This window comes from Streptomyces sp. NPDC030798, from assembly GCF_055572275.1.
The window spans coordinates 60,564-83,389 of record NZ_JBVIDR010000006.1; the positions used below are offsets into that span (position 1 = coordinate 60,564).

22 protein-coding genes are annotated in these 22,826 nt (G+C 72.8%); 15 read left to right on the forward strand and 7 right to left on the reverse strand.

All coding sequences use genetic code 11. The features are described from left to right. Window positions 1–109: 109 nt before the first annotated feature. Entirely contained in the window at window positions 110–886 is a 777-nt protein-coding gene (gene map / locus ACZ404_RS15465; RefSeq protein ID WP_468439931.1) for a type I methionyl aminopeptidase, read from the reverse strand. Between the two features lie 62 nt (window positions 887–948). Here map and ACZ404_RS15470 point away from each other — a divergent pair, with 62 nt between their 5' ends. The 9 genes from ACZ404_RS15470 to ACZ404_RS15510 all read left to right on the forward strand — a co-directional run bounded on the left by ACZ404_RS15470 (window position 949) and on the right by ACZ404_RS15510 (window position 12,429). Continuing rightward, window positions 949–1,200, forward strand: a complete 252-nt coding sequence (locus ACZ404_RS15470; RefSeq protein ID WP_468439933.1) for a helix-turn-helix domain-containing protein — start codon at window positions 949–951, stop codon at window positions 1,198–1,200. Between the two features lie 146 nt (window positions 1,201–1,346). Continuing rightward, a complete protein-coding gene (locus ACZ404_RS15475) occupies window positions 1,347–3,401 on the forward strand; it encodes a hypothetical protein (RefSeq protein ID WP_468439935.1) in 2,055 nt (684 codons plus the stop codon). 160 nt (window positions 3,402–3,561) lie between these two features. Continuing rightward, a complete protein-coding gene (locus ACZ404_RS15480; protein WP_468439937.1) occupies window positions 3,562–4,404 on the forward strand; it encodes a nitrilase-related carbon-nitrogen hydrolase in 843 nt (280 codons plus the stop codon). Beyond that, the gene (locus ACZ404_RS15485; protein ID WP_468439939.1) at window positions 4,401–5,684 is read left to right on the forward strand and encodes an aspartate aminotransferase family protein; all 1,284 of its coding nucleotides are present in this window, start codon (window positions 4,401–4,403) and stop codon (window positions 5,682–5,684) included. The genes ACZ404_RS15480 and ACZ404_RS15485 overlap by 4 nt, the downstream gene beginning before the upstream one ends. 51 nt (window positions 5,685–5,735) lie before the next feature. Continuing rightward, on the forward strand, window positions 5,736–7,307 hold the full coding sequence (locus ACZ404_RS15490) for a PucR family transcriptional regulator (protein WP_468439941.1): 1,572 nt from the start codon (window positions 5,736–5,738) through the stop codon (window positions 7,305–7,307). A 155-nt stretch (window positions 7,308–7,462) separates the two neighbouring features. Next, complete coding sequence (locus ACZ404_RS15495) at window positions 7,463–8,305, forward strand: nitrilase-related carbon-nitrogen hydrolase (RefSeq protein WP_468439943.1); 843 nt, start codon at window positions 7,463–7,465, stop codon at window positions 8,303–8,305. A 28-nt stretch (window positions 8,306–8,333) separates the two neighbouring features. Next, window positions 8,334–9,737 carry a dihydropyrimidinase gene (hydA, locus tag ACZ404_RS15500; protein WP_468439945.1) on the forward strand — a complete coding sequence of 468 codons (1,404 nt, stop codon included), beginning with the start codon at window positions 8,334–8,336 and terminating at the stop codon, window positions 9,735–9,737. A 12-nt stretch (window positions 9,738–9,749) separates the two neighbouring features. Next, window positions 9,750–10,772, forward strand: a complete 1,023-nt coding sequence (locus ACZ404_RS15505; protein WP_468439947.1) for a TIGR03842 family LLM class F420-dependent oxidoreductase — start codon at window positions 9,750–9,752, stop codon at window positions 10,770–10,772. 118 nt (window positions 10,773–10,890) lie between these two features. Next, window positions 10,891–12,429, forward strand: a complete 1,539-nt coding sequence (locus ACZ404_RS15510; protein ID WP_468439949.1) for an NCS1 family nucleobase:cation symporter-1 — start codon at window positions 10,891–10,893, stop codon at window positions 12,427–12,429. Between the two features lie 15 nt (window positions 12,430–12,444). Here ACZ404_RS15510 and ACZ404_RS15515 read toward each other — a convergent pair whose 3' ends face one another. Beyond that, a complete protein-coding gene (locus ACZ404_RS15515; RefSeq protein WP_468439951.1) occupies window positions 12,445–12,939 on the reverse strand; it encodes a DUF3515 family protein in 495 nt (164 codons plus the stop codon). 123 nt (window positions 12,940–13,062) lie between these two features. On the opposite strand from ACZ404_RS15515, the gene ACZ404_RS15520 reads away from it, so the two are divergent. Continuing rightward, complete coding sequence (locus ACZ404_RS15520) at window positions 13,063–13,605, forward strand: TlpA family protein disulfide reductase (protein ID WP_468439953.1); 543 nt, start codon at window positions 13,063–13,065, stop codon at window positions 13,603–13,605. Between the two features lie 7 nt (window positions 13,606–13,612). Here the strand turns inward: ACZ404_RS15520 and ACZ404_RS15525 are convergent, their stop codons facing one another. From ACZ404_RS15525 to ACZ404_RS15545, 5 genes are all read right to left on the reverse strand, one after another. Continuing rightward, entirely contained in the window at window positions 13,613–14,269 is a 657-nt protein-coding gene (locus tag ACZ404_RS15525) for a hypothetical protein (RefSeq protein WP_468439955.1), read from the reverse strand. Window positions 14,270–14,421: 152 nt separating this feature from the next. Continuing rightward, window positions 14,422–14,982 (reverse strand): hypothetical protein, encoded by a 561-nt coding sequence (locus tag ACZ404_RS15530; protein ID WP_468439957.1) that lies wholly within the window; start codon window positions 14,980–14,982, stop codon window positions 14,422–14,424. After that, entirely contained in the window at window positions 14,960–16,243 is a 1,284-nt protein-coding gene (locus tag ACZ404_RS15535) for a WXG100 family type VII secretion target (RefSeq protein WP_468439959.1), read from the reverse strand. Before ACZ404_RS15535 ends, ACZ404_RS15530 begins: the two co-directional genes overlap by 23 nt. Further along, the gene (locus ACZ404_RS15540) at window positions 16,243–16,542 is read right to left on the reverse strand and encodes a DUF6317 family protein (RefSeq protein ID WP_468439961.1); all 300 of its coding nucleotides are present in this window, start codon (window positions 16,540–16,542) and stop codon (window positions 16,243–16,245) included. The genes ACZ404_RS15535 and ACZ404_RS15540 overlap by 1 nt, the downstream gene beginning before the upstream one ends. Further along, entirely contained in the window at window positions 16,539–17,009 is a 471-nt protein-coding gene (locus ACZ404_RS15545) for an SAV_915 family protein (RefSeq protein ID WP_468439963.1), read from the reverse strand. The genes ACZ404_RS15540 and ACZ404_RS15545 overlap by 4 nt, the downstream gene beginning before the upstream one ends. 351 nt (window positions 17,010–17,360) lie before the next feature. Between ACZ404_RS15545 and ACZ404_RS15550 the strand changes: the two genes are divergently transcribed. The 5 genes from ACZ404_RS15550 (at window position 17,361) to ACZ404_RS15570 (ending at window position 22,802) form a co-directional block, all read left to right on the forward strand. Next, complete coding sequence (locus tag ACZ404_RS15550) at window positions 17,361–19,178, forward strand: gamma-glutamyltransferase family protein (RefSeq protein WP_468439965.1); 1,818 nt, start codon at window positions 17,361–17,363, stop codon at window positions 19,176–19,178. 110 nt (window positions 19,179–19,288) lie between these two features. Beyond that, a complete protein-coding gene (locus tag ACZ404_RS15555; RefSeq protein ID WP_468439967.1) occupies window positions 19,289–20,134 on the forward strand; it encodes an inositol monophosphatase family protein in 846 nt (281 codons plus the stop codon). Window positions 20,135–20,243: 109 nt separating this feature from the next. Next, entirely contained in the window at window positions 20,244–21,653 is a 1,410-nt protein-coding gene (locus ACZ404_RS15560; protein ID WP_468439969.1) for a phytoene desaturase family protein, read from the forward strand. Continuing rightward, entirely contained in the window at window positions 21,650–22,159 is a 510-nt protein-coding gene (locus ACZ404_RS15565) for an O-acetyl-ADP-ribose deacetylase (RefSeq protein WP_468439971.1), read from the forward strand. The genes ACZ404_RS15560 and ACZ404_RS15565 overlap by 4 nt, the downstream gene beginning before the upstream one ends. A 112-nt stretch (window positions 22,160–22,271) precedes the next feature. Then, window positions 22,272–22,802, forward strand: a complete 531-nt coding sequence (locus ACZ404_RS15570; RefSeq protein ID WP_468439973.1) for a DUF4232 domain-containing protein — start codon at window positions 22,272–22,274, stop codon at window positions 22,800–22,802. Window positions 22,803–22,826: the final 24 nt, after the last annotated feature.

Genomic DNA, 22,826 nt, shown 5'->3' on the forward strand with positions numbered 1-22,826 from the left:
TCCGATGGCGGGGGCATGTCCGAGCCGGCGCGGGGGCCGCCGGGGGCGGAAGGCGGCTGCGGGGCGCGTCGGGGCTGGTCACGCTGTTCCCGGCCGTGTTGGGGGAGCTTCAGGCAGTCTGCCTGGCCGTGAGCACGCGGGGGCCGTCCTCCGTGATCGCCACCGTGTGCTCGGCGTGGGCGGCCCGGGAGCCGTCGGAGGTCCTGAGGGTCCAGCCGTCGGCCGCCTCGTAGTAGCCGTCCTTGCCGCCGGCGATCAGCATCGGCTCGATCGCCAGGACCATGCCGGGGCGCAGCGGCAGGCCCCGGCCGGGGCGGCCCTCGTTGGGGACGTCCGGGTCCTCGTGCATCCGGCGGCCGATGCCGTGCCCGCCGAAGCCCGCCGGGATGCCGTAGCCGGCCGCACGGCAGACGCGGCCGACGGCGTGGGCGATGTCCCCGATGCGGTTGCCGGGCACGGCCGCCTCGATGCCGGCCGCCAGGGCCCGCTCGGCCGTCTCGACCAGGCGCAGGTCGGCGGGGCGGGGGCGGCCCACGACGAAGCTGACGGCGGAGTCGCCGACCCAGCCGTCCAGCTCCGCGCCGCAGTCGACGGAGAGCAGGTCGCCGTCGCGGAGGCGGTAGCGGGTGGGGATGCCGTGCACGATCGCGTCGTTGACCGAGGCGCAGATGACGGCGGGGAAGGGGGTCGGGGCGAAGGAGGGGCGATAGCCGAGGAACGGCGAGGAGGCCCCGGCCTCGCGCAGCACCTCCCGGGCCACCCGGTCCAGCTCCAGCAGGGAGACGCCGACGTCCGCGGCCTGCCGTACGGCCGTCAGGGCCCGGCCGACGATCCGGCCCGCCGCGTGCATCGCGTCGATCGACGTGTCCGTCTTCAGTTCCACCATGCCAATTACTATACCGGGTTTTAATAGGCACAGGGGGAGGGGGCGGTATTAGAATGGGCGCCATGGTGCGCACCCCTCTCACCCCCGAAGAACGTGAACGCGGCGAACGGCTCGGGCAGTTGCTGCGCGAGGCGCGTGGCGGGCGGAGCATGACCGAGGTCGCGGCGGCGGCCGGCGTCTCGGCGGAGACCCTCCGCAAGATCGAGACCGGACGGGCGCCGACGCCGGCCTTCTTCACCGTGGCCGCGCTGGCCGGGGTGCTGGGACTGTCGATGGACGAGCTGGTGGCGCGGTGCGCGCTGGTGGCTGTCTGAGGACTCGGACGGGGCCGGGCGCGCGCAAAGGTCAAGATCGCGCAATGAGCCGTCCGCACACGTCCGGAAAACTGCGCGTAGCAGGCTCGTAACACGGCTGGTGTTGCCTACCGACCGGAGTGCTGGCAGTCGGGCGGGAGTCGGGCATGGCTGTGGATCAACTCCCTGGTCGCGTGCGGGAGTTCGCGAACTATCTGGACGGTCTGCTGGGGCGCCTGGACCAGGGCAGAGGCTGGTGCGGGGTCTTCTGGCAGCGGGACCCGGAGGGCATGCAGGCCTGTCTCGACGGGCGTGAGATGCCGCCGTGGGACGTCCTGGAGGCGCTGCTGCAGGATCTGACGGCGGCCTACGGCTCCGCCGTTGGCGCCGCGGAGCGGGAACGGGCCCTCGCCCTGCACGCGGCCGCCGTCGCGGCCCACGACGCGCGTCCCGGCGCCCGGGACGCCCTGGGTGACCGCCTCGACGTGATGCTCCGCGAGCAGCGCTACGCCGCCGAACGCCAGACCCACTTGCACGCCCTCCTGGCCGCGGCCACCTCTCCCGAGGAGGCCGAACCCCTCCGCCTCGACCTGGCCTGGGCCCACGACGACCACGAAAGAGCCACCGCCCGCTGCACGGAACTCCGCGCCCGCATGGCCGAACTGGACCGCCGAACCCGGGGGCTCCACGACGTACCGGCCGCTCCCGAGGACCGCGCGACGGCCGTGCGGCGCGAACCGGGCGCCTCCCCTCCCCCGGGAGACGGCACCGGACGGGGGCCGGCCGGCACGGATGCGTTCGGGGGCACTCCGTGGGGCGGGGGTGACGGCATGCGCGGCGTGTGGCGGGGGCCCGAGGGCAACGATGCGCCCGACCACGAGTCCGGCCCGACCGGGTTCCGGCCCCGCGACGCCGGTACATCACCGGGGTTCGAGGCGGCGCGCGGCGGCGCGCGGGGAGCAGGCCCTGCCGCGTTCCAGCGCCGCGATCCCGGCACCTCGCGGGGGTCCGAGGCCACACCCGCCGTCGGGCAGGGGGCCGACTCCGCCGCGTTCCGGGCCGGTCCCTCGGGCAGGTCGCGAGGGTATGACGGCCCCCGTCCCGCCGAGCGCGAGGCCGGCCCGAGCGTGTTCGACCCCGGCGACCCCGCCGTCGCCGGCACCGAGCGCCCCGCCATGTCTCCCGCCGGCACCGAGCGCCCCGCCACGTCTCCCGGCGCCGCCGCGCACCCGCCGGCGCACCCCACCGCCCCAGGCGCCCAATCCGCCGGCGCCGGCGCGCACCCCACCGCCCCAGGCACCCACCCCGCCGGCTTCGCGACGAACCCGTTCGCGCACCCCACCGCCGTAGCGCCGGCCCAGCCGGCGCATCGTGGCGACGCCGCGACGCATCCGTCCGCGCCAGGCGCCCACCCCGCCGGCGCACCCGCCGCCCCGTACCCCGTCTCGTCCCCCACGCTCGGCGCCGCGCCCGGACCGGCGCCGCAAGCGGGCGGGCCCGCCAAGGCGAAGAAGCGGCGGCGGCGCGGCAGTGCGCGGTTCGCCGGGATGGTCGAGGACGGCGGGGCACCCGTCGTCGTGCCGCAGGGGCCCGCGGTGGTGGCCGAGGGCGGCGGTGGGCCGCGGGGGGCGCGGTTCGCGGGGGCAGGGGAGGAGCCCGTGGACGCGGAGGTGCCCGTCGAGGTGGCGGACGCCGGGGCGGAGGCGGCCGTGGCCGGGGCCGTGGAGCGGCTGGTGCGGCTTCGGACGGAGGGCCGCAGCGGCGAGGCGCATGTGCTGCTCGTCGAGCTGACGCGGTGGCCCACGCCCCGCTTCCCGCTGCTCGCGGAGGCGCTGCAGCGCGCCGGGCTCGGCGCCGACTGGGCCACGCTGCTGTGGGAGGCCGCCGCGCTGCCCGCCGAGCGGCTGGTCGCCGCCGCCGACGCGCTGGAGGCCGCCGGGAGGATCGTGGACGGGCAGCAGATGCTGCGGCAGGGTGTGGCCCGGCCGCCCGGCGAGATCGGCGCGGCCGTGCTGGCGCTGGAAGCCGAGGGGCGGGCGCGGGAGGTGCGGGCCCTGCTGGACGCCTACGTCGTCGTCCGCACCCCCGAGGAGGCCGCCCGCAGTGCCGCCACCGACCCCGCCCGCCTGGTCCCGCTCCTGCTGGAGGCCGCCCGGCGCGCCTCCGAGGAGCGCCACTGGGATCTGGTGCACGCGCTCAGGGTGGCCGGCTTCACCGCCTGAGCGCGGGCGGCCGGCTCACCCACCGGGGTGTCATACGTGATCGACTCCGCGGGTTGGCGACGATGGTCTTGGCAAGCCCGTCCGAGAGGCTTACTTTCGTCCCTCTACGGGCCGTTTCTACGGGCGTAGAGGCTCGGACGTCGCGTCGAAGGAGCAGCTCATGGCCAACGTCGTACGTGCCGCACTGGTCCAGGCCACCTGGACCGGCGACACCGAGTCCATGGTGGCGAAGCACGAGGAGCACGCCCGCGAGGCGGCCCGCCGGGGCGCGAGCGTCATCGGGTTCCAGGAAGTCTTCAACGCCCCCTACTTCTGCCAGGTCCAGGAGCCGGAGCACTACCGCTGGGCCGAGCCGGTCCCCGACGGCCCGACCGTCCGGCGGATGCAGGACCTCGCCCGCGAGACCGGCATGGTGATCGTCGTACCGGTCTTCGAGATCGAGCAGTCCGGCTTCTACTACAACACCGCCGCCGTGATCGACGCCGACGGCACCTACCTCGGCAAGTACCGCAAGCACCACATCCCCCAGGTCAAGGGCTTCTGGGAGAAGTACTACTTCAAACCCGGCAACCTCGGCTGGCCCGTCTTCGACACGGCCGTCGGCAAGGTCGGCGTCTACATCTGCTACGACCGGCACTTCCCCGAGGGGTGGCGGCAACTCGGGCTGAACGGCGCCCAGTTGGTCTACAACCCGTCCGCCACCCACCGTGGTCTCTCCTCCTACCTGTGGCAGCTCGAGCAACCCGCCGCGGCCGTCGCCAACGAGTACTTCGTCGCCGCCATCAACCGCGTCGGCCAGGAGGAGTACGGCGACAACGACTTCTACGGCACGAGCTACTTCGTCGACCCGCGCGGACAGTTCGTCGGCGAGCCCGCGAGCGACAAGACCGAGGAACTCGTCGTCCGCGACCTCGACTTCGACCTCATCGAACAGGTCCGGCAGCAATGGGCCTTCTACCGTGACCGCCGCCCCGACGCCTACGAAGGACTGGTGCAGCCGTGAACGACCTCTACGCCCGCCACCGCAGCGTCCTGCCCGACTGGCTCGCCCTCTACTACGACGAGCCGCTCGAGATCACCCACGGCGAGGGCCGCCACGTCTGGGACTCCGCCGGCAACAAGTACCTCGACTTCTTCGGCGGCATCCTCACCACGATGACCGCCCACGCCCTGCCCGAGGTGACCAAGGCGGTCACGGAACAGGCCGGCCGGATCATCCACTCCTCCACCCTCTACCTCAACCGGCCGATGGTCGAACTCGCCGAGCGCATCGCCCAGGTGAGCGGCATCCCCGACGCCCGGGTCTTCTTCACGACCTCCGGCACCGAGGCCAACGACACCGCCCTGCTGCTCGCCACCACCCACCGGCGCAGCAACACCGTCCTGGCCATGCGCAACAGCTACCACGGCCGCTCCTTCAGCACGGTCGGCATCACCGGCAACCGCAGCTGGTCCCCGACCTCCCTGTCCCCGCTGCAGACGCTGTACGTGCACGGCGGGGTGCGCACCCGAGGCCCGTTCGCCGAGCTGGACGACCGCGCGTTCATCGACGCCTGCGTGGCGGACCTGAGGGACGTCCTCGGGCACACCCGCCCGCCCGCCGCGCTGATCGCCGAACCCGTCCAGGGCGTCGGCGGCTTCACCTCCCCGCCCGACGGGCTCTACGCCGCCTTCCGCGAGGTACTCCACGAGCACGGCATCCTCTGGATCGCCGACGAGGTGCAGACCGGCTGGGGCCGCACCGGCGACCACTTCTGGGGCTGGCAGGCGCACGCCCGCAGCGGCCCGCCGGACATCGTCACCTTCGCCAAGGGCATCGGCAACGGCACCTCCATCGGCGGCGTCATCGCCCGCGCCGAGATCATGAACTGCCTGGACGCCAACAGCATCTCGACGTTCGGCGGCACGCAGCTCACCATGGCCGCCGGTCTCGCCAACCTCACCTACCTCCTGGAACACGACCTGCAGGGCAACGCCCGGCGCGTCGGCGGGCTGCTCATCGAGCGGCTGCGGGCGGTCGCCGCCCAGCTCCCCGGGGTGCGCGAGGTGCGCGGGCGCGGCCTGATGATCGGCGTCGAGCTGGTCAGGCCCGGCACCGACGAGGCCGATCCGCAGGCGGCCGCCACCGTCCTGGAGGCAGCCCGCGAGGGCGGACTGCTCATCGGCAAGGGCGGCGGCCACAACACCAGCGCCCTGCGGATCGCCCCGCCGCTGTCGCTGACCGTCGCCGAGGCCGAGGAGGGCGCGGCGATCCTCGAACGGGCGCTGCGGAGCACGTACTGACCCGCACGAACCCGTACGTGGAGCACGTACGAGAGAAACAGGTGTACGGCCATGACCACCACCGCGGAGTCCCGATCCCTCCACCTGCCGGAGCCCGCCCTCTCCGTCCGGCAGGTGCTGAACCTGGAGCGCGTGCTCGCCGGGGAGCCCGAGGTGGTGGCCGGCGCCGCGCAGCTCGACCGGCCGGTGCGCTGGGTGCACGTCGCCGAGGCCCCCGACGTCGGCGTGATGCTCAGCGGCGGCGAGATGGTGCTCACCACCGGGGTGCTGCTCGCCGGTGACGAGGCCAAGCAGGCCGAGTACGTCCAGTCCCTGCACCGCGCCGAGGCCGCGGCCGTCGTCCTCGGGCTCGGCCGGGCCTTCCCGACGCCGCCCGAGGTGATGCGCCGGGCCGCCGAGCGGTGCGGGCTGCCCATGGTGGTCCTGCACCGGCCCTTCCCCTTCGCCGAGCTGACCGAGGAGGTGCAGTCCCGGCTGGTGCGGCGGAAGTATGCCGCCGTGAGCCTCTCGGAGAGCGTACGGACCGCCCTCACCCGCCTGATCACCGCGGGCGCCCCGCTCGGCCGGCTGCTCGACGAGGTCGCCCTGCACAGCGGTTGCCCGGTCGTCGTCACCAACCTCGCCCACCGCGTCCTCGCCACGGCGGGGGAGCGGCCGGCCGTGGACGACGTCCTGCGCGACTGGGAGCGGATCGCCCGGCAGGCGGGCGGCAGCGAGGGCGACGGCTGGATCCGCGCCGAGCTGGACGGCCGCGGGGAGCGCTGGGGCCGGCTGCTGCTGTGCGGCTACCGGGGCGACGCGGCCACCGGGCGGCTGCTGGCCGACCGGGCCGCCGAGGCCCTGGTGCTGCACCGCATGCTCGGCGGCGGCTCCGCGCACACCTGGGAGGAGCAGTCCGCGCAGAGCCTGCTGACCGACCTGGTCTCCGGCGTCGTACCGGCCCGCCGGCTGCTGCCGCGGGCCCGCGCGGCCGGACTGCCGGTCAACCGGCGGACCTTCGTGCCGCTCGTCGTCCTCGACCGCCGGCCCGACCAACTCGACCGGGTGCTGCGCCTGCTGGGGATGTCCGGGATCGTCGCCGAGCTCGCCGAGGGGGCCGCCGCGGTACTGCTCAGCCTCGCCCGCGACCAGGACGCCGAGGCCCTCACCGCCCACTTCGCCACCCGGCTGCGCGCCGAGTCGCAGGCCCTGGTCGCCGCCGCCGATCCGCGCACCGCCTGGGACGACGTGCCCGCCGGGCTGCGCGAGGCCCAGCATGTCGCCGACGCGGTCGCCGGCTCCTGCGCCGCCCTCGACCTGCCGGCCGTCGTACGGCTCCGGGACGTCCATCTGCGCGGCCTGGTCCGGCTGTTGCGGGACGACCCGCACGTGCAGTCCTTCGCCGAGCGGGAGCTGGACGGGCTGCTGTGCGGCACGGACCAGGAACTGCTGAACGTCCTGCGCACCTACCTGGCGACCGGCCGCAACAAGTCCCGCACCGCCCAGCTCCACCACGTCTCCCGGCCCGCCCTCTACCGGCGCCTGGAGGCGATACAGACCCGGCTGGGCGTCGACCTCGACGACTTCGAACAGGCGGCCTCCGTGCACATCGCGCTCCTCGCGCACGACGCGCAACAACGCTGAAACAAGCCACGACCTGGGAAAACGGCGGTGAAACATGGGTCTGCGAACACGTGACACGGTGACACGCCGGCCGGCCCCGGACGTGACACGCTGCATCTCAAACCGGCCATCCGGGCTTCCTAGTCTCGCCGTACACCGAGCGACCGGAGGTTGCGATGAGCCGAGTGATCCGTGCCGCCCTCTTCCAGACCGCCTGGACCGGCGACAAGGAATCCATGATCCAGGTCCACGAGCAGGCGGCCCGCGACGCGGCCGCGCAGGGAGCCCAGGTCCTCTGCTTCCAGGAGCTGTTCTACGGGCCCTACTTCTGCCAGGTCCAGGACAAGGCCTTCTACGAGTACGCCGAGCGGATCCCGGACGGTCCGACCGTCCGGCGCTTCCAGGCGCTCGCCCGGGAGCTGGGCATCGTCCTCGTCCTGCCGATGTACGAGGAGGAGCAGCCGGGCGTCCTCTACAACACCGCCGCCGTGATCGACGCGGACGGCTCCTACCTCGGCAAGTACCGCAAGACGCACATTCCTCAGGTCCAGGGATTCTGGGAGAAGTTCTACTTCCGCCCGGGCAACAGCGGCTGGCCCGTCTTCGACACCGCCGCCGGGAGGATCGGCGTCTACATCTGCTACGACCGCCACTTCCCCGAGGGCTGGCGGGCGCTGGGCCTGGCCGGTGCCGAGATCGTCTTCAACCCCTCGGCCACCTCGCGCGGCCTGTCCCGCTACCTGTGGCAGTTGGAGCAGCCGGCGGCGGCCGTCGCCAACGAGTACTTCGTCGGAGCGATCAACCGGGTCGGCGTGGAGGACCTGGGCGACAACGACTTCTACGGCACGACGTACTTCGTGGACCCGGAGGCCCAGTTCGTCGGCGAGGTGGCGAGCGACAAGGAGACCGAACTGGTCGTACGCGACCTCGACCTGGCCAAACTCCGCGAGGTACGCGACCGCTGGCAGTTCTACCGCGACCGGGCGCCCGGGGCGTACACACCGCTGACCGCGCCCTGACCGCAACCGAGTCGACCGAGGGAGCAGCATGAGCAGCCGTACCGTCATCCGTGGTGGTCTCGTCGTCACCGCCTCGGACGAGATCCACGCCGACGTCCTGATCGAGGACGGCCGTATCGCGGCCCTCGCCGCCTCCGGCACCCCCGCCGCGGAGGCGTTCACCGCCGAGAAGGTCATCGACGCCACCGGCAAGTACGTCATCCCGGGCGGCGTCGACGCCCACACCCACATGGAGCTGCCGTTCGGCGGCACCTTCGCCTCCGACACCTTCGAGACCGGCACCCGCGCCGCCGCGTGGGGCGGTACGACGACGATCGTCGACTTCGCGGTCCAGAGCGTCGGCCACACCCTGCGCGAGGGCCTGGACGCCTGGCACGCCAAGGCCGAGGGCAACTGCGCCATCGACTACGCCTTCCACATGATCGTCTCCGATGTGAACCAGGAGACGCTCAAGGAGATGGACCTGCTGGTCGAGGAGGGGATCACCTCCTTCAAGCAGTTCATGGCGTACCCGGGGGTGTTCTACTCCGACGACGGCCAGATCCTGCGGGCCATGCAGCGCTCCGCCGAGAACGGCGGGCTGATCATGATGCACGCCGAGAACGGCATCGCGATCGACGTCCTGGTCGAGCAGGCCCTGGCCCGCGGGGAGACCGACCCCCGCTACCACGGCGAGGTCCGCAAGGCCCTGCTGGAGGCCGAGGCCACCCACCGCGCCATCCGGCTCGCCCAGGTCGCGGGAGCCCCGCTCTACGTCGTGCACGTCTCGGCGACGGAGGCCGTGGCCGAACTGGCGCGGGCGCGCGACGAGGGGCTGAACGTCTTCGGCGAGACCTGCCCGCAGTACCTGTTCCTGTCCACCGACAACCTCGCCGAACCCGGCTTCGAGGGCGCGAAGTACGTGTGCTCCACGCCGCTGCGCCCCAAGGAGCACCAGGCGAAACTGTGGCAGGCCCTGCGCACCAACGACCTGCAGGTCGTCTCCACCGACCACTGCCCGTTCTGCTTCACGGGCCAGAAGGAGCTGGGCCGCGGGGACTTCTCCAAGATCCCCAACGGTCTGCCGGGCGTGGAGAACCGCATGGACCTGCTCCACCAGGCCGTCGTCGACGGGCACATCTCCCGCCGCCGCTGGATCGAGATCGCCTGCGCCACCCCCGCCCGGATGTTCGGCCTGTACCCGAAGAAGGGCACCATCGCCCCGGGCGCCGACGCCGACGTCGTCATCTACGACCCGCACGCCGAGCAGGTCATGTCCGCCGAGACCCACCACATGAACGTCGACTACTCCGCGTACGAGGGCAAACGGACCACCGGCCGGGTCGAGACGGTCCTCTCGCGCGGCGAACTCGTCATCGACCGGCGGGAGTACACCGGACGCGCCGGTCACGGCGTCTTCACCCCGCGCTCCACCTGTCAGTACCTCACCTAGGAGTGGCGCCCCATGGACTTCGGACTCGTCCTGCAGACCGATCCGCCGGCCTCCCGCGTCATCAGCCTGATGAAACGGGCCGAACGCAACGGCTTCCGCTACGGCTGGACCTTCGACTCCGCCGTGCTGTGGCAGGAGCCCTTCGTGATCTACAGCCAGATCCTGGCCAACACCTCGAAACTCACCGTCGGACCGATGGTCACCAACCCGGGCACCCGCACCTGGGAGGTGACCGCCTCCACCTTCGCCACCCTCAACGACATGTTCGGCAACCGCACGGTGTGCGGCATCGGCCGCGGTGACTCCGCGATGCGGGTGGCGGGCCGCAAACCCAACACGCTCGCCCGGATCAGCGAGGCCATGAAGGTCATCCGCGCCCTCGGCCGGGGCGAGGAGGCCGACCTCGGCGGCACCCGGATCAGCTTCCCGTGGATCAAGCCGGGCGCCGAACTCCCCGTCTGGATGGCCGCGTACGGGCCGAAGGCACTGAAGATGACCGGAGAGGAGGCCGACGGGTTCATCCTCCAGCTGTCCGACCTCTACCTGACCGAGTACATGGTGAAGGCCGTCAAGGAGGCGGCGGCCGCAGCCGGCCGCGACCCCGCCGAGGTGACCATCTGCGTGGCGGCCCCCGCCTACGTCACCGCCGACGACTCGCCCGAGGCACTCGCCCACGCGCGGGAGCAGTGCCGCTGGTTCGGCGGCATGGTCGGCAACCACGTCGCCGACCTCGTCGCCAGGTACGGCGAGCACTCCGCCCAGGTCCCCGAGGAACTCACCGACTACATCAAGTCCCGTCAGGGCTACGACTACGCGCACCACGGGCGCAGCGGCAACCCCGACACCCAGTTCGTGCCCGACGAGATCGTGGACCGCTTCTGTGTGATCGGACCCGCCGAGAAGCACATCGAGAAGCTGACCGCACTGCGCGAGCTGGGCGTGGACCAGTTCGCGGTGTACGACATGCACGACGCGCAGGAGGCCACCATCGACGCCTACGGCACGCAGGTGATCCCCGCCGTCAACGCCGCCTGACCCTCCCCCCGTCCCGCCGACACCCCCCACACCCCTGGTCACCCCTCCCCGCTCCCCCGGGGAGGGGCGTGTGCCCGCACGGCCTCTCCCGTCCCACCTCATCCGATTGGCCTGCCCCATGACCGACACCGCTCCCACGGCCATACCACCGACCTCCCAAGTCACCCTCGCCGACGGCCGGGTGGAGATCGCCCCCGGTGCGCCGCAGCCCAGCGGCCGCTACGCCAACGCGGACCTGCTCCCGGTCCCGGTGGCGGGGCGCACCTGGACGACGTACAACTTCTCCGCGCTGTGGGTCGGCATGGCCCACAACACGGCGTCCTGGACCCTGGCCTCCGGTCTGATCGCCGTCGGCATGGACTGGAAGCAGGCGGTGTTCACCATCGCCCTCGCCAATGTCATCGTGCTGGTCCCGATGCTGCTCACCGGGCACGCCGGGCCGAAGTACGGCATCCCGTTCCCGGTCTTCGCCCGCGCCTCCTTCGGGGTGCGCGGCGCCAACCTCCCCGCCGTCGTACGGGCGTTGGTGGCCTGCGGCTGGTTCGGCATCCAGACCTGGATCGGCGGCGAGGCAATCTACTTCCTCGCCGGCAAGCTGATCGGGAGCGGCTGGTCGGGCGCCTCGCACATCGGCGGCCACGCCTGGACCATGTGGCTGTCCTTCGCCATCTTCTGGGCCATCCAGATCGCGATCATCTACCGGGGCATGGACACCATCCGCCGCTTCGAGAACTGGGCGGCGCCCTTCGTGCTCGTCGGCGCGTTCGTCATGCTGTGGTGGATGAGCAGCAAGGCGGGCGGCGTCGGCCCGCTGTTCGACCAGCCGTCCAAACTGGGCTGGGGCGGCGACTTCTGGAAGCTGTTCTGGCCCTCCCTGATGGGCATGATCGGCTTCTGGTCCACGCTGTCGCTGAACATCCCCGACTTCACCCGCTACGGCAAGAGCCAGAAGGCCCAGACCTGGGGCCAGGCCCTCGGCCTGCCGACGACCATGACCCTCTTCGCCTTCCTCTCCGTGCTGGTCACCTCCGGCTCCCAGGCGGTCTACGGCAAGCCGGTCTGGGACCCGGTGCAACTGGCGGCGAAGACGGACAACGTGGTCGGCCTGCTCTACGCGCTCGTCACGGTCCTGGTCGCGACCCTCTCGGTGAACATCGCGGCCAACCTGGTCTCCCCGGCCTTCGACTTCTCCAACGTCGTGCCCCGAAGGGTGAGTTTCCGCACCGGCGCCCTGATCACCGCCGTGCTCGCGGTGCTGATCTTCCCCTGGAAGCTGTACTCCGACCCGCAGGGCTACATCTTCACCTGGCTCGGCCTGGTCGGCGGCCTGCTGGGCACGGTCGCGGGCATCCTCGTCGCCGACTACTGGGTCGTGCGCCGCACCCGCCTGAGCCTGGCCGACCTGTACCGCACGGGCGGCCGCTACTGGTACGCGGGCGGCTGGAACTGGCGGGCGGTGGCCGCCTTCCTGGCCGGCGGCATCCTCGCCATCGGCGGCGCGGACTTCCACCCCCTGATCGACGGCCGCCCCCTGCCCGCCCTCAAGCCGCTCGCGGACTACGGCTGGGCCGTCGGCCTCGGCACGTCACTGGTGCTGTACCTGGTGCTCACGCTGGCGACCGGGCGCAGGGATGCGGCGACCACCGGGGCCGGCTGAGGCCGCCCGCCGGAGTCAGACGCAGTGCGCGTGCTGCGGGACGGGGGAGACCGCCCGGGACAGGTCGACCAGCACCGTGTCGAGACCGCGCACGCCGGGGGAGATCGTCACCTCCACGGCGGGGCTGCGGCCGTAGGAGACGACGACCTTCCGTCCCGCCTGCCGGGAGCGGCTCTCCCGCAGCACCCAGTCCACACCGTTCACGCTCACGCACGGGTCCGTCGTGGGGCCGGGGGAGGTCACACCGCAGCGGGCCGTGACCAAGCCCCCGCCCCACGCCTCGGCGCCGGTCACGCCGACCCGTTCGCGGTCGTGGCCGTCGAGTCGGCCGGGCCAGCGTCCGGCCAGGGCGGTGCACGCCGGTCCGGCCGCCCGCTCGGCCGCGCGCAGCCCGTACGGCGGACCGCTGTCGTGGCGCGCCCACCCCCAACCGGCCGCCGCCACCGAGGCGGCCAGCACCCCGGCCGCGACCGCGTAGCGCCTGCGCACCCCACCACCCCCGTACGTCACGGTCCCGGCCGTCCCCGCGGCCGGTCGTCCCTCTCCGGAACCTACAACAGCGGCCACCGGCAGTGATCCGCCACCCCTACCCCAACGCCGGTCAGCGCCGCCCTGTTGCCATACTCGCTGTTCGTGAAGAGACGACCCCTGCTGTGGACCGCTGCCTGCCTGCTGCTGGCCTCCTGCCACGCGGGCATGGCCACCTCCGGCCCCGCCGAGGAGAAGAGCGGACCGCTGCCCGCGGGCCGCCGGGCGGCGGCGCCCGACCTCGCCGGCGAGAGCCTGGACGGCAAGCCGCTGCGGCTGTCGGACTACCGCGGCGAAGTCGTCGTCCTCAACGCGTGGGCGTCCTGGTGCCCGCCCTGCCGGGCCGAGGCACCGGAGCTCAGCGCCGCACAGAAACACCTCGCCGCCAAGGGAGTTCAGGTCATCGGCCTCAACACCGACACGGACACGGCCGGCGGACGTGCCTTCCAGCACGACCACGGGCTCGGCTACCCCAGCATCAGCGACCCCTCCGGGCGGCAGGTGCTCAGGTTCCCCAAGGGGTCGGTGCCGCGAGGCGTGCCGTTCACGGTGGTCATCGACAGGCGCGGCCGGATGGCGGCGGTCCACCCCGGCGCCGTCACCGAGCGGCAACTGCGCGATCTCACGCGGCCGCTCCTGCGCTCCTGAGAGCGGCTCAGCCGGACTGCAGCGCGGCGACGGCGCTCTTCGCCGCCTTGATGGCGCCCCTGTTGATCTCGTCCGTGCTCGGCGCCTTCTTCGTCTCGAAGTCGCTGCCGTTGTAGGTGACGATGACCAGGGCGTTGGAGACACGGGCCAGCACCACGCCCTCACGGGTCTGCTGCTTGTCCTCCGTGGTGAGATTCACGACCGAGTAGGCGGCGTCCCCGAGTCCCGGAACGGCCCCGCCGCCGCTCTTCTCGGTGACCCGCTGCTCGTACTCCTTCTTGGCCTCCTGGTCCGACTCGGCCACTTCGAAGGAGACGTCGAGCCAGCGGTAGTCGTAGCCCTTCAGGGCGTTCCAGGAGCAGGTGCGGCGCAGCTTGGTGTCGGTCGACGGGATCTCCTTGCCCGCCGTCTTCGCCCCGGGCACCAGCGACCTGACCAACGCCGCGGGCACGCTGGTGCAGGGGGTGGGCGCGGTGGAGTACGACTTCGACACGGCCGTGGAGGAGGGCGCGGAGGCCGACCGGGTCGGCGTCTGCCGGTCGGGCTGGTGATCGGCGGCGGACGGCGTGGCGGGCCCCGACGACAGCGCCCAGCCGGCACAGGCGAGCACGGCGACGGGCGTGAGTCGCGCGGTGAGGGCGAGCGGCAGAGGAAGAGAACGCACGGCGCACTTCTCGTGGGGGAGGGGGTGCGGAAGGAGTCCGCATGGTGGACGGGGGACGACAGTGTCACACGAGTCCCTGTGGGGCGGAAGGGCCAACTCGCTGCGTGCCCGAGCGGTCACGGCAACACGGGCACGACGTACGGCTCTGCCCGTTATGTCTGCCCGTCGCGCGTCTGCCGTGGTCCGGTGGAGTGCTCCTCCAGCCAGCGTCGGGCGCCGACTTCGCTCGGGTACTCGCGGACGGTGGTCCAGGCGAGCAGCCAGCCGGTGAGGTAGGCGGCATAGGCCGGCATCACCGGAGCGACGAGGATCACGAGCAGGCGGCCCAGGCCGATACGGCCCGGGACCCGTCCGGCGTGGTCGCGCCTGGCCTGGCGGGACTGTTCGGGAGTGGGGGGATGAAGAAGCGCCTCACGATGGCCCCGGCGCTGTTTCACCCATCCCCACACCACGGCGAGGGCGGCCGCCACTGCCTGCGCCGCGTCCCAGACGACCCGCACGGTGGACGGCAGGATCTCGCGGAACCCCGCGTACAGGCTCAGGGCGAAGAAGCAGAACATGGCGCTCACGAGGACGATGAAGACCGTCGTACGAGCACGGGACAGCCAGTAGAGGGCGCCCCGTGTGTACCACGTCCGTCCCAGCTTCGGCAGGGCGGGGATGGGGACGGAGAACCCTGGAGCGGGGGTCTCAGAAGATACTTGTGACGCCATGCCAGACATCCTTCACCAGTCGCTTCCCGTCGTCGTAGGTCTCCGAGGCGACGTGCGTGGTACCGGTCCACACACCGCCGACCACGCCGTGGTCGTGGATGTCCTCGCTCCAGTGCTCGTGGAAGGCGTGGTCGAGGACGGAGGTCGCGACGACCACCGTGCCGACCCCGACCGCGGCGACGGCGGCCGCGCCTTCGACGGGCAGGGCCGCCGTGATCGCGGCTCCGGCCGCCAGGCCGCCGAGGGCGGCCCCGCCGTCGACGGCGACGGAGTGCTGCCACGACCAGCCCTTGTCGTGGTCGTCCTTCGCCTCGATCAGACCACAGGCGGCCGCCGCGGCCACGTCCAGCACCGGAATCTCCTTCAGGACGTCCGGCAGCGCCTCCAGCCCCTTGCCCAGGCGCAGCGCATCGGCCGCGTCGACCAGCTTGACGTTCAGGGCGCGGTCGTACGGCAGCTTGGTGCTGCCGTTGTCGGCGCGGGCGATGTCCTCCTCCAGCGCGTCGACCTTGGTGACCGCGTCGCGGTAGGCGCTCTTGGCGGGCAGGTCCTTGGGCAGCGCCTTGCCCGCCTTCTGGAACGCCCTGCGTTCCGCGCGCAGTTCCTTCTTGGCGGCCCGCGCCTCGTCCTTCGCCGCGTCGAGGTGCTTGCGGGCCTCGATGCCCCCGGCCCGGGCGTCCTCGGCGTCGTACGCGTACAGACCGCGCAGCGCGTCGTACAGGGTGACCTTGTCCCCCGGGGACACCGAGCCGTCCTTCGACGTCACCTTGTCGTACAGCCCCTGCAACTGCTGCGCCGCCACCAGCCGCGCGTGCTGGGCGGTGTGCAGGATCTCGTTGCGCGCGGTGGCGTAGTCGTTCATCGCGGAGATGGTCTTCCGGTCGTCCGCGCTCGGCGGATTCGCCGTCATCAGCGGCACCGGCGCGCCCTTGGCGTCCGTCGCCACGCCCTTGCGGGCCGCGACGTGCTCCGCGTTCTGCAGGGAGGTCTCGCACGTGGACAGCGCATTGGCCAGCGTCTCGAGGATCTCGCCCGCAGCGTGCACCAGTTCGGCGAAACCGCCGGCCGCCAACGCGTCCTCGCTCCACCTGGCGCGGAAGGTCTCGGCCGCCTCGCCCTTCCAGCTCGCGTCGCCGACCAGCTTCTCCACCGTGCCGCTGAGCGGCTTGACCACGTCGTCGAGCTTGTCCTTGGCGTTCTTGTACGTCTCGGCCATCGTGCGCAGCCCGCCGATGTCGCCGCCGACCCAGCTGTCGCCCATCAGCCCTCACCCGCCATCAGGTCCTCGAAGACGCCGTGGACGTCCACGTCGTGCCGGTGGAAGGAGTCCCGGGCGTAGGCGACCTTGTCCCCGTGGTCGTCCATCCGGTCGGCCATGCCGGCGTGCAGGGCGAGAATGAGGTTGGCGACCTCCTTGATCGCCGCGTCCAGCCCGGCGTCGCCGCCGCTCACCACGGGCGGTGCCACATCGGGGTGCAACGTGCGGTAGTGGCCGGCCTGTTCGTGGAACGTCCTCGCCATGGTGGAGAGGTCGTCGTAGACCGCCTTGAAGTCGCTCACCGGCGCACCTGCCTCGCGTAGGCGGCCAGGTCCTCCGGCCGCCAGTTGGGTTCCACGGGTCCGGGCCGGGGGTCCAGCAGGACGGTGACGCCCTGCTCGCTCACGCCCTCGGCCAGCGGGCCGAGCGAGGCCGCGACCCACGGCTGCGCCTCGCCGAGCGCCTCCGCCAGCTTGCGCGGCGAGGTGAAAGCGAAGGCCACCGTGCCGTGCGCGGGATGCTCGAACAGTTCGAAAACGACGTAGGGGATCCGCGCCGGACGCCCGTCCGTCCCCGTCCCCGCGACGGACCTCGGATGCGCCGGCACGACCACCGGCGTGTGGTACGCGGGCACCCCCGGTCTGGGTCCGGCCCGGTCGTCGGCGGCCGCGCGTGGGGGTGGAGCCGCGTCCACGAGGTCCAGCAGGTGCGAGCGGCGAAAGTCCGGTCCGGTCTCCGGGACCTCGTGTCCCGGCCGGTCCGGTTCCATGAAATCGAGCAGGCGTGAACGTATCGGCGCCCCCACCGCTGTCACCTCTTCCCCGTGATCCTCCGTGGCCCTTCGGCCCCGACCACGGTAGCCAGCGGGCAACGGGGCGAATCCCGCTATGTCGGGGTGGTGACGCGCGGGCACACGGAACCCATACACCCGCTTGGCCGAGGCCAGGGCAGCCCTTGACCCGCCGCTGAACCAGGGCCCCCGACCGGACCGCCACCGCATCGGCCGACACAGCGGGTCGCCCCGCTGCAGACGGCCTCCTGGTTCCCGGGCGGCGATCACCTCCGTACGATCGCCCGGAAGAGGTACCGGCACGTAGGGAACAGAAGAGGAGCGCGCCCCTTGTTCACCACCCGGCCCACCCTCCAGGGCACCTTCGGCATGGTGTCCTCCACGCACTGGCTGGCCTCCCAGTCGGCGATGGCCGTGCTGGAGAGCGGGGGCAACGCCTTCGACGCAGCCGTCGCCGGGGCGTTCGTGCTGCATGTGGTGGAGCCGCATCTGAACGGTCCCGCCGGCGAGGTGCCGATCCTGCTCGCCCCGGCGGGCGGGCCGGTGCGCGTGCTGTGCGGGCAGGGCGTGGCCCCGGCCGGCGCCACCGTCGCGCACTACCGGGGGCTCGGTCTGGACCTCGTACCCGGCACGGGACCGCTGGCCGCCGCCGTCCCCGGCGCCTTCGACGCCTGGATGCTCCTCCTGCGCGACCACGGCACCAAGTCCCTCGAGGACGTCCTGACGTACGCCATCGGATACGCCGAGCACGGGCACGCGCCCGTGGAGAACGTCGGCGCGACCGTGGAAAGGATGCGGGAGCTGTTCGAGACCGAGTGGACCTCCTCCGCGGAGGTGTACCTGCCCGGCGGAAAGGCGCCCCGGCCCGGTGAGCTGCTGCGCAACCCCGCCCTCGCCGCCACCTGGAAGCGGCTGCTCGCCGAGACCGCCGGGGCCGGCGACCGGGAGGCGCGGATCGACGCCGCGCGCGCGGTGTGGCGCTCCGGCTTCATCGCCGAGGCCCTGGTACGGCAGTCCGCGCGGCCCACCCTCGACACCAGCGGGGAACGGCACACCGGCACCCTCACCGCGGCGGACCTCGCCGGCTGGTCGGCGGCCTACGAGGCTCCGGTGACGTACGACTGGAACGGCTGGACCGTGTGCAAGGCCGGCCCCTGGAGCCAGGGCCCCGCCCTCCTGCAGCAGTTGGCCCTGCTCCCGCCCGAACTGCCCGCGTACGGCTCGGCGGACTACGTCCATCTGCTCGTCGAGGGCTGCAAGCTCGCCATGGCCGACCGCGAGGCCTGGTACGGCGACGCCGCCGAGGTGCCCGTCGCGGAACTGCTGTCGGACGGCTACAACGCCGGCCGGCGGGCGCTCGTCGGTGCCGAGGCCTCCTACGAGCTGCGCCCGGGCAGTCCCGGCGGACGCACCCCGCGCCTGCCCGCCCCGGCACGCGCGCGCGGGGACGCCGACGCCGATCCCGGGTTCGACCCCCTGGGGGTGGGCGAGCCCACGGTCGCCGAGCCGTCCGGTGAGCCCCGGGTGGCCGCCCACGGCACCACCCGCGGCGACACCTGTCACCTGGACGTCGTCGACCGCTGGGGCAACATGATCGCCGCCACGCCCAGCGGCGGCTGGCTGCAGTCCAACCCGGTCGTGCCCGAACTGGGCTTCCCGCTCGGCACTCGGCTGCAGATGACCTGGCTGGAGGAGGGCCTGCCGAACTCCCTCACCCCCGGCCGCCGCCCCCGCACCACGCTCACCCCGTCCCTCGCGCTGCGCGACGGCGTCCCCGTGCTGGCGTTCGGCACGCCCGGCGGTGACCAGCAGGACCAGTGGCAGCTGCACTTCTTCCTCGCCGCCGTGCTGCGCGCCCCGGTACGCGGCGGCCTCGACCTGCAGGGCGCCATCGACGCCCCCAACTGGCACAACGACAGCTTCCCCAGCTCCTTCTACCCGCGCGGCCGTCGCCCCGGCAGCGTGACCGTGGAGTCCCGCATGGACGCCGAGGTGGTCGGCGAGCTGCGCCGCCGCGGCCACGACGTCACGGTCGGCCCCGCCTGGTCGGAGGGCCGCCTGTGTGCCGTGTCCCGCGACCCGGAGACCGGCGTCCTGTCGGCAGCGGCCAACCCGCGCGGAATGCAGGGGTACGCCGTGGGGCGGTGACGACCGGCCGAGGGCTCCAAGGCCCCCACAGCACCTGCTCTTCATCCCGATTCCACCCGGCATCCACCACCCCGGCGGGGATTGTCAGTGGCGCGTGATCTCATAAAGGCATGATCGAAGAGACGGAAACCATCGAAGAGTTTCTCGCCCGCCGCTCGGCCGACGTGGAGGAAGCGGTCCGCAAGGCCGCCGCGGCCGAGATCCTGCCCCGCTTCCGGCGCCTCGCCGAGCACGAGGTGGACCAGAAGAACGGACCGCACGACCTGGTGACCGACGCCGACCGGCTCGCGGAGCGGCAGCTCACCGAGGTCCTCGGCGCCCTGCTGCCCGGCTCGGTCGTGGTCGGAGAGGAGGCGGTGCACGCCAACCCGGCGACGTACGAGGCGATCCAGGGCGACGCGCCCGTGTGGATCATCGACCCGGTCGACGGCACCCGGCAGTTCGTCCACGGCGACGACGGTTTCTGCACCCTCGTCGCCCTCGCCCACCGGGGCGTCCTGCTGGCGTCCTGGACGTACGCCCCCGCGCGCGACCAGCTCGCCACGGCGGTCCGCGGCCGGGGCGCCTTCCTCGACGGGGAGCGGCTGTTCGCGGGTCCGCCCGAGCCCGACCGGGACCTGGTCGTGGCCACCTCCCACCCGGACTTCACGACCGACGACCAGAAGCGCCAGCTGAGCGCCCTGTGGACCGACGGCCTCGCCCCGCGCCCCTGCGGCTCGGCCGGGCTGGAGTATCTCGCCGTCGCCCGCGGCGAGTTGGACGCCGTGGCCTTCGGCTGGGAGGCCGCTTGGGACCACGCGGCCGGCCTGCTCCTGGTCGAGGAGGCGGGCGGCGCCCACCTCACCCGCGCCGGCGAGCCGTTCCGCGTCACCGGTGCCAACGCGCTGCCGTTCACCGCGGCCCGCGACGCCGCGACGGCCCGTCGTGTGGCGGAGCTGCTCCGGACGGCCGGCTGAGCCGCGGCGCCGTCCCGCCGCCGGGACCCATGGCCGGGCGTGTCAGTCCCCCGGCATATCCTGATCCCGAGTGGCCATCGGCTGACGAAGGGGTCCGAAGGTGCCGTCGATGCTCGATGCGGTCGTGGTGGGTGCGGGGCCGAACGGACTGACCGCTGCCGTGGAGCTGGCCCGCCGGGGCTTCTCCGTCGCCGTGTTCGAGGCGCAGCCCACCGTCGGCGGCGGTGCCCGCACCGAGGAGCTGACCCTCCCCGGATTCCGGCACGACCCGTGCTCGGCCGCCCACCCCCTCGGCATCAACTCGCCCGCGTTCCGCGCCCTGCCCCTGGAGCGCTACGGCCTGCAGTGGCTGCACGCCGAGCTGCCCATGGCGCACCCGTTCCCGGACGGCACCGCGGCCGTGCTGGCCCGGTCCGTCGCCGAGACGGCCGCGTCCTTCGGACCTCGCGACGCGGGCGCGTACCGCAGGCTGGTGGAGCCGTTCCTGCCCAGGTGGGACACCCTGGCCAGGGACTTCATGTCCCTGCCGCTGACCGCGCTGCCGCGCGACCCGGTCACCCTGGCCCGCTTCGGACTGGCCGGACTCCCGCCGTCCACGCTGCTGCTGCGCCGTTTCCGGGACGAGCGGGTCAAAGCCCTCTTCTCCGGCCTCGTCGGCCATGTGATGGCCCCGCTGAACGGCTTCGCCACCGGCGCCATCGGTCTCGTCTTCGCGCTGGCCGCGCACGCCCGCGGCTGGCCGCTGGCCCGAGGCGGTTCCCAGGCGATCTCCGACGCCCTCGCCGCCCACCTGACGGACCTCGGCGGCGCCGTGCACACCGACTACGAGGTCAAGCGGCTGGACGACCTGCCGCCCGCGCGCGCGTACGTCTTCGACACCTCGCCCACCGCCCTCGCCCGCATCGCCGGCTTCGGCGGCTACTACGACCGCTACCGCTACGGCCCCAGCGTCTTCAAGATCGACTACGCGCTGGACGGCCCGGTCCCGTGGACCGCCCCCGAGGCCCGCGTCGCCGGCACCGTGCAGATCGGCGCGAGCCAGGCCGAGATCGCCGCCGCCCTGCGCGCCGCGTCCCGCGAGGGCCGCGCACCCGACCGGCCGTTCCTGATCACCGTGCAGCCCAGCGTGGCCGACCCCACCCGCGCCCCCGAGGGCAAGCACGTCTTCTGGGCGTACGGCCATGTGCCGAACGGCTGGGAGGGCGACCTCACCGACGCCGTGGAGCGCCAGCTGGAGCGCTACGCGCCCGGCTTCCGCGACCGCGTCCTGGCCCGCGCCACCGCGGGCCCCGCCGAGATGGCCGCCCACAACGCCAACTACGTCGGCGGCGACATCGCCTGCGGCGCCGCCTCCGGACTGCAGCTCCTGCTGCGCCCCCGGCTGTCCGCGTTCCCCTACCACACCCCGCATCCCGCCGTCTTCATCTGCTCCTCGGCCACCCCACCGGGACCCGGCGTGCACGGCATGTCGGGCCACAACGCGGCCAAGGCCGTATGGAGGAGGCTGCGGCACACATGACCACCATCACCCTCGTCCAGGGCGACATCACCCGGCAGAGCGCCGACGCGATCGTCAACGCGGCCAACTCCTCCCTGCTCGGCGGCGGAGGCGTGGACGGCGCGATCCACCGGCGCGGCGGCCCCGCCATCCTGGAGGACTGCCGCAGACTGCGCGCTTCGCACCTCGGCAAGGGCCTGCCCACGGGCCGGGCGGTCGCCACCACCGCGGGCGCACTGGACGCACGCTGGGTGATCCACACGGTCGGGCCGCGCTTCAGCCGCGAGGAGGACCGGTCGGAGTTGCTGGCCTCCTGCTACCGGGAGTCGCTGCGGGTGGCGGACGAGCTCGGCGCGCGTACGGTCGCGTTCCCCGCCGTCTCCGCCGGCATCTACGGCTGGCCGATGGACGATGCCGCGCGGATCGCGGTGGAGACGGTGCGGGCCACGGACACGGCGGTCGAGGAGGTCCGGTTCGTCCTCTTCGACGACCGGGCGTACCAGGCGTTCGCCGCACAGCTTCCCTGACCGAGGGGCCGGCAGCGCCGGCAGCGCTGCCGGTTACAACTTTTCCGGCTCGGAGTGCATCCAAGAGAGTGACACACTTCCACCCATTCACCTGATGGGGGCGGGTTCTGACATGTCTCTCCACTTTCGGAAACTCTCCCGGCGGGCGACGGTCGCCACGGTGACCGCCGCGGTCCTCGGCGGTACGGCCGCGACCGGCGCCTGGGCCGCCACGGCGTCGGCGCACAGTTCCAGCAGCCCGCGCACCTGTGCCGTGAGCGATCTGTACCTGTCCATGGGACGCAAGGAAGGCGCGGCCGGTTCGCTGTACTGGCCGATCACCTTCACCAACACCAGCACCAGCAGCTGTGCCCTGCGCGGCTACCCGGGGGTCAGCGTCCTGGACACCGCGCACCACCGGATCGGTGCGGCGGCCGCCCGCTCGGGGCGGTCGTACGCGACCGTCACGCTGGCCCCGGCCCACTCCGCCGCCGCGGTCATCCGCACCACCAACGGCCCCGTGGGCGGTCCCTGCCGGGCCACCGGCAGCTATCTGCGGGTCTATCCGCCGGCGTCACGCACCGCGGTCCTCGTACCGGCCGCCTGGAAGGTCTGTTCCGGTGTCTTCCAGGTCGGCCCCGTCAACACGGACGGCACCATCTGATCCTGTCCACCACCCCCGCCCGTC